This window comes from Mycobacterium sp. 155 (assembly GCF_000373905.1).
Classification (GTDB): Bacteria; Actinomycetota; Actinomycetes; order Mycobacteriales; family Mycobacteriaceae; genus Mycobacterium.
Map to the genome: position 1 here is coordinate 417,626 of NZ_KB892705.1, position 17,255 is coordinate 434,880.

The 17,255-nt window shown below is 67.8% G+C and carries 13 protein-coding genes; 8 read left to right on the plus strand and 5 right to left on the minus strand.

Annotated features, from left to right (window positions below; translation table 11 throughout):
• Window positions 1-94 precede the first annotated feature (94 nt).
• From B133_RS0101955 to B133_RS0101965, 3 genes are read left to right on the plus strand one after another with little or no spacing between them, the layout of a single operon-like run.
• Window positions 95-1,246 carry an exonuclease SbcCD subunit D gene (locus tag B133_RS0101955; RefSeq protein ID WP_018599032.1) on the plus strand — a complete coding sequence of 384 codons (1,152 nt, stop codon included), beginning with the start codon at window positions 95-97 and terminating at the stop codon, window positions 1,244-1,246.
• Entirely contained in the window at window positions 1,243-3,870 is a 2,628-nt protein-coding gene (locus tag B133_RS0101960; RefSeq protein ID WP_018599033.1) for an ATP-binding protein, read from the plus strand. Before B133_RS0101955 ends, B133_RS0101960 begins: the two co-directional genes overlap by 4 nt.
• Before the next feature lie 52 nt (window positions 3,871-3,922).
• Entirely contained in the window at window positions 3,923-5,161 is a 1,239-nt protein-coding gene (locus tag B133_RS0101965) for an alpha/beta hydrolase (protein ID WP_018599034.1), read from the plus strand.
• On the opposite strand, the gene B133_RS0101970 is transcribed toward B133_RS0101965, so the two are convergent.
• From B133_RS0101970 to B133_RS0101985, 4 genes are all read right to left on the minus strand, one after another.
• Window positions 5,151-6,818, minus strand: a complete 1,668-nt coding sequence (locus B133_RS0101970; protein WP_018599035.1) for an ABC transporter family substrate-binding protein — start codon at window positions 6,816-6,818, stop codon at window positions 5,151-5,153. The genes B133_RS0101965 and B133_RS0101970 overlap by 11 nt on opposite strands.
• Window positions 6,819-6,890: 72 nt before the next feature.
• A complete protein-coding gene (locus B133_RS0101975; protein ID WP_018599036.1) occupies window positions 6,891-8,747 on the minus strand; it encodes an ABC transporter ATP-binding protein in 1,857 nt (618 codons plus the stop codon).
• Window positions 8,744-9,676, minus strand: a complete 933-nt coding sequence (locus B133_RS0101980) for an ABC transporter permease (protein WP_018599037.1) — start codon at window positions 9,674-9,676, stop codon at window positions 8,744-8,746. The genes B133_RS0101975 and B133_RS0101980 overlap by 4 nt, the downstream gene beginning before the upstream one ends.
• The gene (locus B133_RS0101985) at window positions 9,673-10,650 is read right to left on the minus strand and encodes an ABC transporter permease (protein ID WP_018599038.1); all 978 of its coding nucleotides are present in this window, start codon (window positions 10,648-10,650) and stop codon (window positions 9,673-9,675) included. Before B133_RS0101985 ends, B133_RS0101980 begins: the two co-directional genes overlap by 4 nt.
• Window positions 10,651-10,852: 202 nt before the next feature.
• Between B133_RS0101985 and B133_RS0101990 the strand changes: the two genes are divergently transcribed.
• A complete protein-coding gene (locus tag B133_RS0101990; RefSeq protein WP_018599039.1) occupies window positions 10,853-11,095 on the plus strand; it encodes a hypothetical protein in 243 nt (80 codons plus the stop codon).
• Here B133_RS0101990 and B133_RS0101995 read toward each other — a convergent pair.
• A complete protein-coding gene (locus tag B133_RS0101995) occupies window positions 11,089-11,526 on the minus strand; it encodes a hypothetical protein (RefSeq protein WP_018599040.1) in 438 nt (145 codons plus the stop codon). The genes B133_RS0101990 and B133_RS0101995 overlap by 7 nt on opposite strands.
• A gap of 172 nt (window positions 11,527-11,698) precedes the next feature.
• Here B133_RS0101995 and B133_RS0102000 point away from each other — a divergent pair, with 172 nt between their 5' ends.
• Genes B133_RS0102000 through B133_RS0102015 form a run of 4 tightly spaced genes read left to right on the plus strand, consistent with a single transcriptional unit; the run spans window position 11,699 to window position 17,230 of the window.
• Complete coding sequence (locus B133_RS0102000; protein WP_026255870.1) at window positions 11,699-12,403, plus strand: response regulator transcription factor; 705 nt, start codon at window positions 11,699-11,701, stop codon at window positions 12,401-12,403.
• Entirely contained in the window at window positions 12,381-14,006 is a 1,626-nt protein-coding gene (locus B133_RS0102005; protein WP_018599042.1) for a cell wall metabolism sensor histidine kinase WalK, read from the plus strand. Before B133_RS0102000 ends, B133_RS0102005 begins: the two co-directional genes overlap by 23 nt.
• Window positions 14,007-14,010: 4 nt before the next feature.
• The gene (locus B133_RS0102010) at window positions 14,011-15,867 is read left to right on the plus strand and encodes a glycosyltransferase family 39 protein (RefSeq protein WP_018599043.1); all 1,857 of its coding nucleotides are present in this window, start codon (window positions 14,011-14,013) and stop codon (window positions 15,865-15,867) included.
• A 55-nt stretch (window positions 15,868-15,922) separates the two neighbouring features.
• Window positions 15,923-17,230: a bifunctional glycosyltransferase family 2/GtrA family protein gene (locus tag B133_RS0102015; RefSeq protein WP_018599044.1), complete on the plus strand. Its 1,308-nt coding sequence runs from the start codon at window positions 15,923-15,925 to the stop codon at window positions 17,228-17,230.
• Window positions 17,231-17,255 lie beyond the last annotated feature (25 nt).

The following is a 17,255-nucleotide window of genomic DNA, read 5'->3' on the forward strand; positions in this document are numbered from 1 at the left end:
GCTGGGCCATGCCGATGCACCTCCCGGGACTTGTCGGCGCCCGGTCCTACACTCGCCTTGCCCGACGACGAACTGACCGAAAGGACAGCCTGCGATGCGTTTTCTGCACACCGCTGACTGGCAGCTCGGTATGACCCGGCACTTTCTCAACGGCGAGGCGCAGCCACGGTATTCGGCCGCTCGTCGGGACGCGGTGACCGGTTTGGGTGCGCTCGCGGCCCGCACGGAGGCTGAGTTCGTGGTGGTGGCCGGCGATGTGTTCGAGCACAATCAGTTGGCTCCCCGTGAGGTCAGTCAGTCGCTTGAGGCCATGCGTGCCATCGGCGTCCCGGTGTACCTGCTTCCGGGCAACCACGACCCGCTCGACGCGTCATCGGTATACACCAGCGCGCTGTTCCTTGCCGAGCGTCCGGACAATGTCGTCGTCCTGGACCGCGCCGGTGTCCATGCGGTACGGCCCGGCCTGGAGATCGTCGCGGCACCATGGCGATCGAAATCGCCGACCACCGACCTGACCGGAGACGTGCTGGCCGGCCTGCCTGCCGACGGCGTGACCCGCATCGCAGTCGGCCACGGCGGGGTCGATGTGCTCGATCCGGACAAAGCCAAGCCCTCATTGATCCGGCTGGCCGCCCTTGAGGCCGCGGTGGCCCGCGGTGCGGTGCACTATGTGGCCTTGGGGGACAAGCACTCCCGCACCGAGGTCGGCTCGACCGGGCGGGTGTGGTATTCGGGGGCACCCGAGGTCACAAACTATGACGACATCGAATCCGATTCGGGCCACGTACTTCTGGTCGACATCGATGAGGCCGACCCGCGGCGTGCGGTGCAGGTCGGATCGGAACGGGTGGGCCGATGGCGGTTCGTCACCCTGCGCCGCGACGTGGACAGCGACCGCGAGGTGGCGGATCTCGACATCAACCTGGATCAGTTGGGCGACAAAGAACGTACCGTCGTGCGGCTCGCGCTGACCGGCTCGCTCACGGTGACCGCCAAGGCGGCGCTGGACGCGTGCCTCGACAAGTACGCCCGGCTATTCGCGGCGCTGACGTTGTGGGAGCGGCACACCGATATCGCGGTGCTGCCTGCCGACGGCGAGTTCGACGATCTGGGCCTGGGCGGGTTCGCCGCGGCGGCGGTCGACGAGCTGGTCGCCACCGCGCGTTCCGAGACCGATGGTGCCGAGGATGCGCGGGCCGCGCTCGGGCTGCTGCTGCGGCTGGTCGACGGTAAGGGAGCGGCATGAAGCTGCACAGGCTCGTCCTGACCAATTATCGCGGGATCACCCACCGGGAGATCGAGTTTCCCGATCACGGTGTGGTCCTGGTCAGCGGCGCCAACGAGATCGGCAAGTCGTCGATGATCGAGGCGCTGGATCTGCTGATCGAGGCCAAGGACCGCTCGACCAAGAAGGACGTCAAGCAGGTCAAGCCAACACATGCCGATGTCGGCGCCGAGGTGACTGCCGAAATCTCCACCGGCTCTTACCGTTTCGTGTACCGCAAGCGGTTCCACAAGCGGGCCGAGACGCAGCTGACGGTGCTGGCGCCGAAACACGAACAGCTCAGCGGCGACGAGGCCCATGAGCGGGTGCTGGCCATCCTGAACGAAACCGTGGACACCGCGCTGTGGCAGGCGCAGCGGGTGCTGCAGTCGGCGCCGACCGCCCCGGTCGACCTGTCCGGCTCGGATGCCCTCGCCAGGGCGCTGGACGTCGCTGCAGGCCAGGCTGTTTCACTCTCAGGCGGCGAGCCGCTGCTCGTTGAGCGCATCGACACCGAATATGCGCGGTATTTCACCGCGACGGGCCGGCCCACCGGTGAATGGGCGGCGGTGGTCAAGCGGCTGGCCGAGGCCGACCAGGCGGTGGCCCACTGCGTGGCCGCGGTGGCCGAGGTCGACGACGCGGTACGCCGGCATGCCGAGCTGACCGCCGAGGTGGATCGCCTGACCGACGAGCGGGCTCAGGCCGCGGTGCGGCTGACCGCGGCACGTACGGCCGCTGACGCGGTTGCGACGCTGACGGCCCAACTCAGGGAGGCCGAGGTGGTGGCCACGGCAGCCCAGGCCACTCACGGCGCGTCGATGTCGGCGCTGATCGAACGCCGTCGGCTGCGTGCCGACATCGACGAACGTATCGCGGCGATCACCGAACTGACCGCCGCCGTCGGCGCCGCGGAGGCCGCCGCCGAGACGGCGCACGAGGTTCACGAGGCGGCCGAAGACGCCGCCGACCTGGCTCAGGCCGCCGTACACGATCGCGCGGACCGCGTCGATGCTGCCCGCGTCACGGTCGACCGCCTCGCCGCGCGCGAAGAGATCGAGCGGCTGGCTACCCGGCTGGGCCGGATCGACACGGCTGCGCGTGACGTCGACCGGATCGATCACGAGCTCGACTCCATCACCCTCGACGACGCGTCGATGCGGGCCATCGAAGCCGCTGCGATCGCCGTCGAGCGGGCCGCCGGGCAGGACGAACTTGCCTCGGCGCGTATCGAACTCGTCGCGGTCGCCGACATCGCGGTCCGTGTGGGCGATACCGATGTGGTGCTCGACGCCGGTGCCCGGTGGTCGACGAGCACCACCGCGCAGACCGACGTCGAGGTGCCTGGCGCGCTGAGGCTGACAGTGGTGCCGGGCACGCCGGCGGTCGAGACCAGAGCCAGGCTCGCCGAAGCGCAACGTGTGTTGGCTGTCGCGTTGGCCGGGGCTGGGGTCGCGGATGTCGCTTCCGCGCGGGCGCTCGACGAGCGTCGGCGCGATCTCATCGGGGCCCGGGACCGGGCGCGGGCCACCGTGGACGCGTTGACCGGTGATGACCGGGTGACCGAGTTGCGGGCTCGACTGGAGACCCTCGGCGCAGCCCAGCCGGCCGAAGCGGCACTGTTCGACCTCGAGGGACCCGCCGATATCGCAACGGCCAGAACCGAACTCGAGGCGGCCGTCACGGCCCACCGGCAGGCCGTAGTTGACGCCGACACCCATCGCAAGGTGGCCACCTTGGCCACCCGGAAGCTGTCCGAGTCGACCACCGCCGTGACAGTGCTGCGCGAGAAGCTCGCCGCCGCACAGGCCGAGCTGACCGTAGACACGGGACGGCTCACCGCGCAGCGCGCGGCCGTCGCCGACGACGACTTGGCACTGACGGCGCAGGCCGACGGCGATCGAGCCACGGCGGCCGCGGCGAGCGTCGCGGCCTTGCGAGGTGAACTGGCTGGCACCACACCGGATCTCGTGAAGGCCGAACTGGAGGCGGCGGTGCGCAGCGCCGAGAGCCTCGGCGCCCGTCATGATGCGGCGGTCGACGGACTGCGTGAGGTCGCCGCCCAACTGAAGGTGTACGGCACCGAGGGGCGCAAGGGCCATCTGGACGCCGCCGAGACCGAACGTGAGCATGCCACGGCCCAGTACCGGCAGGTGCACCGCCGGGCCCGGGCCGCCGAGATGTTGCGGTCGGTGATGGGCCGGCACCGCGATGCCACCCGGCAGCGCTACGCCGACCCGTTCCGGCTTGAGGTGCAGCGTCTCGGTCGGCTGGTGTTCGGTGAGGACTTCGATGTCGATGTCGACAGTGATCTGCGGATCTGCACTCGCACGGTATCGGGCCGTACAGTGCCGTACGAGTCTCTTTCAGGAGGCGCCAAGGAGCAGTTGGCCATCGTGTCCCGGTTGGCCGGGGCCGCGCTGGTGGCCAAGGAAGACAACGTGCCGGTCATCATCGACGATGCGCTGGGCTATACCGATGCCGAGCGGCTGGTGAAGATGGGTGCGGTGTTCGATGCGGTCGGCGGCGACGGCCAGGTGATCGTGCTGACCTGCAGCCCGCAGCGTTACGCCGGAGTCGGCGCGGCCCACCACATCGAGTTGTAACTGGCCGCATCCGGCGCGCGGGTGGTCGGCATACGCGGCACAATGGACCGCGATGACGATGAACTCGAAGCGTCGGCGCAGGCATGCCAAACTTGCGGCGCAACCCGGGGTCCGTGCGGTCCGGCGGCCGCTGACACCTGGCAGCGACGAGTACTTCAACCTCTATTACGTGCGGTCGGGCGGCAAATCTCGTCATCCGGTGGTGATCATCCCGGGCGGTCCGGGTGTGGCCTCGATCCTGTCCTACCGCGGGTTGCGGCACCGCGCGGCGGCCCGCGGGGCCGACGTGATCATGGTCGAGCACCGGGGTGTGGGGATGTCGCGCCACACCGACGCGGGCGAGGATCTGCCGCCCGAGGCCATCACCGTCGACCAGGCCGTCGATGACATCGCCGCGGTCCTCGACGACGCCGGGGTGTCCACCGCGGTGTTCTACGGCACGTCGTACGGCACCTACCTCGCGTCCGGCATCGGCGTGCGCCACCCGGAACGGGTCGAGGCGATGGTCCTGGATTCGCCGCTGCTGTCGACCGGCGACATCGACGCCATGCGGAAGGCCATCCGCGATCTGCTCTGGCACGGTGCGGATCCTGAGACCTCGGCGCTGGCGCCCAAGGTCCGCAAGCTCGCCGATGCCGGGGTATTCAGAACGGCCGGCGGTCAACTCGCCGGGGCGCTGTACGGCTACGGCGGTGCGGCCCTGCTCGACCGGGTGCTCGACCTCCTGCTGGGCGGGCACACCGTGGTGTGGTCGGTGTTGCGCCGGCTGGACCGCATGTCCACGCGAAAAGTGCCGTACCGCAACGAGTCCGATCTGGTCGGTCGCATCGCATTCCACGAGTTGAACTTTGCGGGCGTCCCCGACGGCATGCCGCTGGACCCAGTGTTCGACCTCCATCTCGGCGGGCACGCCGAGCGTTACGAACCGTTCGAGGCCGAGCCCTACGATCTGGTGGCAGAGATGCCGAACTTCCATTGGCCGACCGTCGTGGTGTCCGGCGGACGCGATCTCACCACGCCGCCCGCGGTTGCCGAACGTATCGCCGAGTTGGTACCCGACGCCGTGCTGGTACCGATGCCCACCGCCGCGCACAGCGTGCTCGACACCCGCGAGCGGGCCGCCCTCGCGGTGATCGATGCCGTGCGCAATGGTGCGGCCGAACAACTTTCGGCCGTCGCGCCGGAATTGGACACTCTGCCGGCACGGATCGGCCTGCGGCTGGCCGCGTCCGCGATCGCGGTGGGGGCCGCCGTGGAATCGGTGTTGCCGAACCGCGCGGCTACTTCATGAAGCCGATCTTGGTGTAGTCGGCGTCGGCCAGTCCGAAGGCGCCGAAGTTGGCCAGGCTGCTGCGTACCGCGACGTTTCCGGGTGACTGGAACAGCGGCAGGCTGAACACCTCGGCGAACAGCATCTTGTCGAGTTCGTTCGCCAGGGCCCGCGCCTTGTCCGGATCGAGCTCTTGCAGGGTCTGTTCGATCTTCGCGTCGATCTCCGGGCTGCCGATCTTGCCGAAGTTGCTGGCGCCGTTCTGGGTGTAGATCTGGGTCAGCGACCCGAGCGGGAACGCGTCACCGAGGAAGGCGAACTGTGCGATGTCGAAGTCGCCCTTGTTGATGTAGTTGGTGAAAAACCCGCTGCCGGGTTTGGTGTCGATGACGAGCTTCACCCCGATCTGAGCAAGGGTGTTCTGCGCGATCTGCGCGACTTGGCGGGTACTGCCCGCGTCGTAGAGCACGTCGCGGACCACCAGCGGCTTGCCGTCCTTCTCCCGGAACTGCCCGTTGAGCTTCCAGCCCAGGGCGTCCAGTTCGGCCTTGGCTTTCTCGGGGTCGAACGCCACCTCGGCGCTGTTGTCCTGGTAGCCCTTCTGCCCGGCGACGTAGATGTGGTTGTTCAACGGCACCGGATTGTCTGTGAGGCCGCGCTGGGTGATGTTGGCGATGGCTTGGCGGTCGATGCCCTTGGCCACGGCCTGCCGCAGCGACCTATCGGCCAGGATGGACCCGGGAGCGCCGTTGAACGTGAAGTGGTACCAGCTCGGGCTGGGGGCCCGGCGGATCGAGATCCCCGGGGTGTTGCGTGCGATGGTCAGCTCATCCAGTGACGCTGTCCCGGTGGCATCGATCGCATTGTTCTGCAGCGCCGGGATGCGTGCCGCGTCATCGAGCACCGAGAACGTCATGCTGTCCAGCAGCGGCGGCGCACCCCACCACTTCGGGTTGCGGGTCAAGGTGATTCGTTGTGCGCCTCGATCGATATTGGACACGATGAACGGGCCTGCTGACGGGCCGGGCCCATTGAGCTGGCCCTTGTTGAAGACCTCGGGGTCGGCGGTCATGCTCTTGGGCAGCAACCGGCCGTTGCCGGCGAACATGCCCCGCCAGTCCGCGTACGGCTCGGCGAACGTCATGATCGCCTGCCGGTCGTCGACGCCGCGGGTGACCGAGGCGACCCGTTCACTGCCGTTGGGTGCGGCGATGATGAACGCGGGGTTCTTCCCGCTGGTCGCGTCGACCTGTGACTTGATGTCCTCCCAGGTGATCGGGGTGCCGTCGGACCACACCGCCTTCGGGTTGATCGTGTAGGTGACCACCTGCGGGTTGGTTGAGGTCAGTTCGACGTTGGTGAAGTAGTCGGTATAGACCTTCGTGGTGCCGTCGGCGGCGACGACGAAAGCCCGCGGCAGTGTCGGCTTGGACAGCGAGCCGACATCACCGGTGCCGCCGTCCAGCTGCAGCGGGTTGAAGTTGGACGGGAACTCGGTGAGTGCCAGCCGTAGATTGCCGCCCTGCCTGAGGTTCGCCACGTCCTGCGGGTTGACGTCGCTCGTGGTGCCGACCTCGGCATTGCCGCCGGCCGAAGGGACATTATGGTCGCCACCCGAGCACGCGGTGAGCGTGAGTGCGGTGGCGAGGGCGGCGATGGCGAGGCGACGCAGGTTCATCCCGTTCACCCCGCCGATGCTAGAGGTAGCAACGCGGGGCCGCGGCGTGACCCCGATTCTCAGGCGCCGAAATCAGCTCGGCCGGGGCCGCGGCACCGCCGACAGCAGCCGCTGGGTGTATTCGTGCCGGGGGTTGGCGAAAATCTTGTCACCCGAGCCTTGTTCGACGATCGCGCCCTGGTACATCACGGCCACGTCGTGCGCGAGATGCTTGACCACCGACAGGTCGTGGGAGACGAACAGATAGGACAGGCCGAGCTCGTCCTGCAGGTCGAGTAGCAGGTTGATGATGCCGGCCTGGATCGACACGTCCAGCGCCGACACGGGTTCGTCGAGCGCCAGGATCTTGGGCTGCAGCGCCAGCGCCCGGGCGATACCGATGCGTTGTTTCTGCCCGCCGGAGAACTCCGCCGGGTAGCGGCTGGCGTCGGCGCGCCGCAGCCCGACCACCTCGAGCAGCTCGGCCACCCGGTCATCGGTGTGGTGCTTGTCGAAACCGTTGGCGGACAACGGTTCGGCCAGCACGTCGAAAACCGGTAGGCGGGGATCGAGCGAGGCCACCGGGTCCTGGAAGACGACCTGCAGGTCGGTGCGCATTTCACGCCGGGTGCGACGGTCCAGCGCCGCTACGTCGGTGCCCAGCACCTCGATCGAACCGGCTTGTGGCGCAGTCAGATTCAGAATCTGGTGCAGCGTGGTGGATTTACCGGACCCGGATTCGCCGACGATGCCCAGGGTCCGGCCCTGCCGCAGTTCGAAGCTGACGTTGTCCACCGCACGGACCTCGCCGACCTGCCGGCGGAACACCACGCCTTTGGTGAGCCTGTAGGTCTTCTGCAGATCGCGCACCCGCAGCACCACCGGCGCATCGGTGGTAGGCGCCTGCGCGCGGGCCGCCGGCACCTGATAGATGTCCGAGGCGCCGCGGCCGCGCACCTTGTCGGTGCGGATGCACGCCGCCCGGTGGCCCGTGAGCCAATGGTCCTCCTCGCGTGCGGCGCCGGCCACCGTCACCAATTCGGGCTCAGCAGCACGGCAGTCGTCGATCGCCAGCGGGCAGCGCGGTGCGAACGGGCAGCCGTGCGGCGTCGCGGTGAGCGACGGGGGAGAGCCGGGAATCGGCACCAGCCGCGTGCCCTGCGGTGCGTCCAGCCGCGGCACCGAGCCGAGTAGGCCGACCGTGTAAGGCATTCGCGCGTCGCGGTACAGCTCGCCGACCGTCGCGTCCTCGACGGCCCGCCCGGCATACATCACCAGGGCCCGGTCGGCGAACTCCGCGACGACGCCCAGATCGTGGGTGATGATCAGCACGCCCGCACCGGTGACATCTCGCGCGGTCTTGAGCACGTCGAGGATCTGGGCCTGCACGGTGACGTCCAGCGCCGTCGTGGGCTCGTCGCAGATCAACAGATCGGGATCGTTGGCGATGGCGATGGCGATGACCACGCGCTGGCGTTCACCGCCGGACAGTTCGTGTGGGAAGGCCCGCGCCCGGCGTTCCGGTTGTGCGATGCCGACCAGTTCCAGCAGTTCGACTGCGCGGGCCCGAGCCGCTCGCCGCGTGAGATCGCGGTTGTGCACCTCAAGTGCCTCGGCGATCTGATCGCCGACCGTGTAGACGGGGGTCAGCGCCGACATCGGGTCCTGAAACACCGTGCCGATGGCGTTGCCCCTGATGCGTGACAGCTCCGCGTCCGATTTCCCCAGTAGCTCTTCGCCGCGCAGCCGCACCGATCCGGACACCTCAGCGAACTCGGGCAGCAGGCCCACCACCGACATGGCGACGGCCGATTTCCCGGCACCGGACTCGCCGACGAGGGCCACCACCTCGCCGGCGTCGACGTGAAAGTCCACGCCGCGCACGGCGGCCACCGGATCGGCGTCGGTCGGAAACGTCACCGTCAGATCGCTGACCTCGAGCAGGCTCATGTGCGCTTCCTCCGCCGCAGCCGGCCGCTGCCCGGATCGAGCGCGTCGCGCAGGCCGTCACCGGCGAGGTTGGCGCAGAGGATGATCAGCACCAGGACACCGGCGGGGAAGAGGAACACCCACGGAAAAGTGGTCGCGGATTTGGTGCCGTCGGCGATCAGCGTGCCCAACGACACGTCAGGCGGCTGGATGCCGAAACCCAGGAAGCTCAAGCCGGTTTCGGCCAGGATTGCGATGCCAACATTGAGAGCGGCGTCGATGATCAGCAGCGACGCCACATTCGGCACGATGTGGCGCACGATGATCCGCCAGCTGCGCACGCCCATATACCGTGCGGCGACGACGAATTCGCGCTCCCGCAACGTCATCGTCATACCGCGCACGATGCGCGAGCTGATCATCCAGCTGAACAGTGAGAACAGCACGATCAGCCAGAAGACGCGATCGGACTGGCCCAGTCGCGGAGTGACGATCGCGATCAGGATGAAGCTCGGCACCACCAGCAGCACGTCGACCACCCACATCAGCGCCCGGTCCCGCCAGCCGCCGAAATAGCCTGCGATCGAACCGACCGTGGCGGCGATGACCGTCGAGATGAGTGCCACGCAGACACCGATCAACATGGATTTCTGCATGCCGCGCAGGGTTTGGGCGAGCAGGTCCTGGCCCAGTGCGTTGGTGCCGAACCAGTGTGTGGTCGACGGCGGTGTCTGCAGCGCGTAGTAGTCGAGGTCGGTGTAGTTGTACGGCAGCAGCGGGGGCAGGGCGTAGCAGCCGACGAACATCACCGCCAGCACGACCAGCGCAGCCACCGCCGGCTTGTTTCGCATGAACCGGCGGAAGACGAGCGTGCGCCGGGTGGCGAATTCCTCGGTATGCAGGCCCGAGCGCGCCGACGTCGCGGTCGTCGCAGCAGAAGCGTCGCTCATGTCACCCGCACTCTCGGATCCAGCGCCGCATAGATGACATCGGACAGCAGACCGGCCAGCAGCACGACGGACCCGGTGAACACCGTGATGGCGGCGATGATGTTGGTGTCTTGCGTCGCGATGCCCTGGACCACCCACTCGCCCATACCGTGCCAGCCGAAGATCTTCTCGACGAACACCGCGCCGGTGACCAGGCCCGCGATTCCGTAGGCGAACAGTGTGGCCATCGGGATCAGCGCGGTGCGCAGGCCGTGTTTGAACAGTGCCTGGCGCCGGGTCAGCCCTTTGGCGCGCGCGGTGCGGATGAAGTCCTGGCCCAGCACGTCGAGCATGGCGTTGCGTTGGTAGCGGCTGTATCCCGCGATGGCTGACAGGGCCAGCGTGAAGGTCGGCAGTGCGAGGTGCTGCAACCGGTCGACGAACTGGTCCCAGCCGCCGCCGACGACGTCGGGGGACGTCTCCCCGGTGTATTCGAACAGTTGCACGCCCAGTATCGAATTGACGTCGAGCGCAGCCAGAATCAGCAGGTTGGCGATGACGAAGGTCGGGGTGCTGATCACCAGCAGGGACAGCAAGGTGATGACACGGTCGGAGAGCCGGTACTGGCGGATCGCGCCCCAGGCCCCGACGACAACGCCGATCACGGTGCCCAGCACCGAACCGATGACCAGCAACCGCAAGCTGACACCGATGCGGCGCCACAGTTCGTCGGATACCGGTTGTCCAGCCACGGTGGTACCGAAGTCGCCGCGAACCGCGCCGGCGGCCCAGTCCAGGTACCGGATCGGGATGGGCTTGTCGAGGCCGAGTTCGGCCGCCTTGGCATCGATGGTGGACTGCGGCGGGCGCGGATTGCGCTGCAGCAGGCTGTCGAGCGGCTCGAAGGCGTACGAGGTGAGGGTGAACGTCAGAAACGACGCCAGCGCCAGCAGCACGATGTAGTTGAGCAGCCGGCGCGCCAGGAAGCGCGTCATCCGGTTGGTCCCTGCCGCATGGGACACACAGTAGAAGAGGCAGGCCCCGACCGGCCTCAAGGTACGGGTCCGGCGCGCCCGTAGCCGGCTGGTTGGGAATTGCCAGCGCGCGCTCAGCGTCTTCAAAGATGTGGCGGGTTGACTGGGTACCACCTGGCGATTTCGCCAAAGCTGACTGAAAGATCAATCAAGGGGCGATGTCATGACCAATGGAAAGCCTGACAAGGTGAAGTTCGTCGCTGCGATCGCCGGAGGTGCCGCAGTAGTCGCGCTCGGTGCGCTGGGCTTGATCAGCCACGAGCAGCCATCCGCCGTCGCGACCAGCACCATGAACATCGGGGCGACCGTTACCGAAACCACCCCGCCCGCGGCGCCCGCCACTCCAATGGCTGTGCCCGCGTTGAAGGGTGACACGCCGCCGGACGGCTTTGCGACGACTCACTGACCCGGGGCTCCGGCCTCGCCGATACTGCTCACGGTCGCTGTCGTCCCGGAGCGCGTCGCCCGGACCAGCACGTGGTCGTTGACCGCCCACGTCGGTTTCAGCGTCGACGGCAGTGTGTAGGCCTGGCTGAACCCGTCGGTGCTCGCGACCGTCACTGAATCGGCCGTCAACGTCGTGATCACGCCCACCTGGGTGAGTTCTGTGGTGTAGCCACCGTGCCCATCCCGACGGACGGATTCGCTGTGAACCGTTGCGGCGTCGGCATTGTCGCGCGCCGGCCGGCCCCAGGGCGGGGGACCGTCGCCGTGGTGGCCTGGTGGGCCGGCTTCACCCATGCCCGGGGAATCGGTCGCGGCGTATACCGCGGCGCCGCCGAGTCCGGCTATCGCCGCGGCGATACCGACGGCCGCGACCGTTAGCCTCATGCTCATGGCACCTACCGTGCAGGTGTCGTCTGTGCGCTGGCTGTGAATAAATTCAGCGACAGATGAGTGCGGCTCTCACAGCTGGGGCATAGACGCCCCACAGTCATGACTCATCACTTCACCGAATAATGGGCGTGTGCCTGCAGCCGTCAACGACAACGAACCTGCCCGTGCCGTGATGCGCCGCGCCGATGGCAACCCGATCCAGGTGCTCGTCGTCGACGACGAGCCGGTGCTGGCCGAACTGGTGTCGATGGCGTTGCGCTACGAGGGCTGGGATATCGCCACCGCCGGTGACGGTGCGACCGCCATCGCCGCGGCCCGCGAAAACCCGCCCGACGTGGTGGTACTCGACGTGATGCTGCCCGACATGAGCGGGCTGGAGGTGTTGCAGAAGCTGCGTGAGCAGATCCCAGGACTGCCGCTGCTGCTGCTCACCGCCAAGGACTCGGTGGAGGACCGGATCGCTGGTCTGACCGCGGGCGGCGACGACTACGTCACCAAACCCTTCAGCCTCGAAGAGGTCGTGCTGCGATTGCGGGCCCTGCTTCGACGCACCGGCGTGACCAGTGAGGATGGCGGCGCCAAGATCGTCGTCGGCGACCTGGTTCTCGACGAGGACAGTCACGAGGTGACCCGTGCCGGTGAGCCCATCACGCTGACCGCGACCGAATTCGAACTGCTGCGCTTCATGATGCGCAATGCCAAGCGGGTGCTGAGCAAGGCCCAGATCCTCGACCGGGTGTGGAGCTACGACTTCGGTGGCCGCTCCAACATCGTCGAGCTCTACGTGTCGTATCTGCGTAAGAAGATCGACAGCGGCCGCGAACCGATGATCCACACACTGCGCGGCGCGGGTTATGTCCTCCGCCCCCCGCGCTGAGGTCCCGGAGTTGTCGGCGTCGGGTGTGAAGCCGTCGGGAACCAAGTGGTGGCAACCACGGACCTGGTCGCTGCGCCGGCGCCTGGTGCTGACCCAGGTAGCCCTGCTCGCGGTGGTGTGCGTCAGCATCGGCGTCGCGACCGAGTTTGCGCTGCAACGGTTCCTGATGAACCAGCTGGACGATCAGGTGATGGAGGCCGGACGCCGGTCGGCCGCCATCTACGAGCTGCCGCCGCCTCCGCTGATGTTTCCGCCCACGGGGCGGCACCACCTCCTGTTCGATCCCGAGCGTGGACCCGGTCCCGGATTTCTCAACGCGCCGGGCCAGGCCGCCCGCACGGTCGGCGCGGTCGTCGCGCCCGACCAGCCGATCGACGCCGGGGTGATCACCTCCGACGGGGATCGTGTCTTCGTCAGCGCCGCGGCCGCCGATCAGCTGGGCGAGGTAGCGCCTGACCACACCCCGAGGACCATCGACCTGGACGGGCTCGGGCGGTACCGGGTGATCGGGCTGCACCCCCGTCACGGCGGCCCGCAGATCATTGTCACGGGGTTGCCCACCGCGGTGGTGGACGACACCCTGCTGTGGGTGCTCGGCATGTTCGCGGTGCTCGCCGTCGTCGCGCTCATCGCCGCGACGCTCGGCGGGATCCTCATCATCAGGCGCCAACTCGCCCCGCTGTCAAGGGTTTCCGCGGCAGCGCGGGCGGTCGCCGATCTGGAGCTGGACCGCGGCGAGGTGCGGCTGCCCACCCCGATCGTCAAGGTCGACCCGGCCAGCGCACACACCGAGGTGGGGCAGCTGGGCACGTCGCTGAACCGCATGCTGGACCGGATCGCGAATGCCCTCTCCGCCCGGCATGCCAGTGAAACCCGTGTGCGCCAGTTCGTCGCCGACGCCAGCCACGAACTGCGGACGCCGCTGGCTGCCATCAGGGGTTACACCGAGCTGGCTCAGCGTAAACGCGACGATCTGCCCGTCGACGTCGCTCACGCGATGAAGCGCGTCGAATCCGAGACCGCGCGCATGACTCAGCTGGTCGAGGACATGCTGCTGCTGGCGCGTCTCGATGCCGGGCGGCCGTTGGAGCGCGAGTCAGTGGACCTGTCCCGGCTGATCGTCGACACCCTCAGCGACGCACACGTCGCCGGGCCGCAGCATCAGTGGTCGCTGGAGTTGCCCGACGATCCGGTGGTCGTGGACGGTGACGAGGCCCGGTTGCATCAGGTGTTGGCCAATTTGCTGGCCAATGCGCGGACCCACACCCCGCCGGGAAGCTCCGTCACCGTGACCCTCGAACCCGATCACGATGGGTCGGTCGCACTGACCGTCGCCGACGACGGGCCTGGCATACCGCAATCGCTGCAGCCCGAGGTGTTCGAACGGTTCGCCCGCGGGGACTCGTCGCGGTCGCGGCGGGAGGGCAGCACCGGGCTCGGATTGGCGATCGTCGCCGCCGTCGTCAAGGCGCACGGCGGCACCATCGAGGTACGCAGCGCCCCTGGTGCGACGGCGTTCACCGTTCACCTTCCCAGTGTTCAGCCCTCACAGGCGACGCACAGGTCGAACCAATCAGAGACCAAGTTGCCATCGCAACGATGAAAGGGTGAGTCTGGTTGCTGTCGACCCCGTCGTGGAAGAGGTTGGGGCACAGGAACAGCCCCTGAAACTGCGCATGGCCGGCCGCGAACGCCTGGCGTTGGCAGTCCTGTTGGTGACCACCGCGGCGTTGTACCTGTGGAACCTGTCGATCAGCGGTTGGGCCAACGCGTTCTACTCTGCTGCCGCCCAGGCGGGCGGCAGCAACTGGACCGCGATGCTGTTCGGCTCGAGCGACGCCGCGAACGCCATTACCGTCGACAAAACGCCGGCCGCCCTGTGGATCGTCGACATTTCCGTGCGGCTGTTCGGGCTGAACCCGTGGAGCATCCTTGTGCCACAGGCGCTGGAAGGTGTCGCGGCAGTCGCGGTGCTCTATGCCGCGGTGCGCCGGGCCGCGGGGCCCGCCGCGGCACTGCTGGCCGGTGCGGTGCTGGCGCTGACGCCGGCGGCCGCGTTGATCTTCCGGTTCAACAATCCCGACGCGCTGCTGGTGCTACTGCTGGTGGTGGCCGCCTACTGCGTGCAGCGCGGCATCGAGAAAGACGCCACCCGGTGGTGGTTCGTCGGGGCGGGCGCAGCCGTCGGCCTCGGCTTTCTGGCCAAGATGCTTCAGGCGTTCCTGGTGCTGCCGGGATTGGGCGCTGCGACGCTGATCGCGGGTGACCGGTCCATGCGCCGGCGGGTGGGTGACGTCCTGGTGGCCGGTGCGGTCCTGGTGGTCAGCGGCGGGTGGTATCTGCTGCTGGTCGAATGGTGGCCGACCTCGTCACGGCCCTACATCGGTGGATCGCAACACGACAGCATCGTCGAACTGGTGCTGGGCTACAACGGTTTCGGCCGACTCACCGGTGACGAGACCGGCGGGCTGGGCAACATGAACTTCGATGCGGGCGCCGGGCGGTTGTTCGGCTCGCAGATGGGTGGCGACATCGCCTGGCTGCTGCCGGCAGCGCTGATCTGCCTGATCGCCGGACTTGTCATCACCCGGCGTGCGCCCCGCACCGATCGCACGCGGGCCGCGCTGTTGCTCTGGGGCGGCTGGTTGATGGTCACCGCGGTGGTGCTCAGCTTCATGAACGGAATCGTGCATCCGTACTACACCGTGGCGTTGGCACCTGCCATCGGTGCGCTCATTGGTATTGGTGCGACTTTGATGTGGCAGCGGCGCAACGACATTCGCGCGGCCACCGCGATGTCGGGCACCGTGCTGGTCACGGCGGTACTGGCTGCGATACTGCTGGCCCGCGACGGCGACCCGATGCCGTGGCTGCGCGGGGCGGTCGCGGTCGGCGGAGTGGGAGCGGCCGCGCTGCTGCTGGTGAATGGATGGCTGGACCGCCGGGTGGTTCCGGCGGTGGCGGCTCTTGCGCTGGTGTCCTGTCTGGCCGCTCCTGCTGCCTACGCGGTAGCGACCGCGGCCAATCCGCACAGCGGCGCCATTCCTTCGGTCGGACCGTCGCGCGGCGGCGGATTCGGTGGCATGTTCGGTGCGCCCGATCCCGGTCCCGCTCTGACAGCAAGGCTCTCAGCCGGTGCCGCGGACTACACGTGGGCGGCTGCGGTGGTCGGTTCGAGCAATGCGGCCGGCTACCAATTGGCCACGGGCGCACCGATTATGGCCGTCGGCGGCTTCAACGGTACCGATCCGGCACCGACCTTCGACGAGTTCATAGGCTATGTCGATCAACACCGGATCCACTACTTCATCCAGAGCCGGATCATGGGTGGTTTCGGCGGACGCACAACCAGCGGCAGCCAGGACGCCGCCAACATCGCCGACTGGGTCGAGAACCACTTCAACGCCATCACCGTCGACGACGTGACCATCTACGACCTGACGCAACGTGGCCAGAACACATAGCCGGCGCATAGCTTCGCCCAACGGGGAACACACACCACCGGAGAATTCTGAAGACATGACAGAAATCGCCACGCGGTCGGACTTCCACTTCGACGCCGATTACGACACCGCTTATGACGGCGACGTACCCGCGGGCCGGTTCCATTTCGCGTCGCGGCCCAATGCCGCGGTGGCCGCCCGCGCCGCGGGCGTCCCGGTACTCGATGTAGTGGTGCCGGTCTACAACGAACAAGCGGCGCTGGCGCATTCGATATACCGGCTGCACCGCTACCTGCGGGAAAACTTCGCCATGCCGACCCGCATCACCATCGCCGACAACGCCAGTGTCGACGACACCCCGCTGATCGCCGCCGAACTGGCCGCCGAGCTCAGCGACGTGCGCGTGGTACGGCTGGAGCAGAAGGGCCGCGGCCGCGCCCTGCACGCGGTGTGGTCCACGTCGGACGCTCCGGTACTGGCGTACATGGACGTCGACCTGTCCACCGATCTGGCCGCACTCGCCCCGCTGGTGGCCCCGCTCATCTCCGGCCACTCGGATCTGGCGATCGGCACCCGGTTGAGCCGCGGCTCGCGGGTGATCCGCGGCGCCAAGCGCGAATTCATCTCGCGCTGCTACAACCTGATCCTGAAATCGACGCTGTCAGCTCGGTTCTCCGACGCACAGTGCGGTTTCAAGGCGATCCGCGCCGACGTCGCACACGAGCTGCTGCCGTACGTTGCTGACACCGGCTGGTTCTTCGACACCGAGCTGTTGGTGCTGGCCGAGCGCAGCGGCCTGCGCATCCATGAAGTGCCCGTGGACTGGGTCGACGATCCGGACAGCCGGGTCGATATCGTCGCCACCGCCACCGCCGACCTCAAGGGCATCGGCCGCCTGTTGCGCGGTTTCGCCAACGGCTCGATCCCGGTCAATACCATTGCCGCCCAGCTCGGTTCGTCGCGCAAATCGGCACCGCCGAGTTCCCTGCTGCGCCAGACGGTGCGCTTCGGAGCCGTCGGTGTGGTGTCCACGCTGGCCTACCTGCTGCTGTTCGTGGCGCTGCGGGCGGGCTTGGGCGCGCAGGCCGCGAACCTGGTCGCGCTGTTGGTGACGGCGATCGGAAACACCGCAGCCAACCGGAGGTTCACCTTCGGCATCGCCGGCGCAGGAAACGTCACGCGGCATCATCTCGAGGGCCTCATCGTGTTCGGCATAGCGTTGTCGATCACCAGCGGCTCACTGGGCCTGCTGCACTTGCTGACTCCGGTCCCGCACCGCGCAGTCGAACTCGGCGTGCTGGTGGCGGCGAACCTGGTGGCGACGGTTGTCCGCTTCGTGCTGTTGCGCGGCTGGGTGTTCCACCCGTCCCGGACGCGACGCTGACCGCCAGAGCAGAAGGACCACGGAA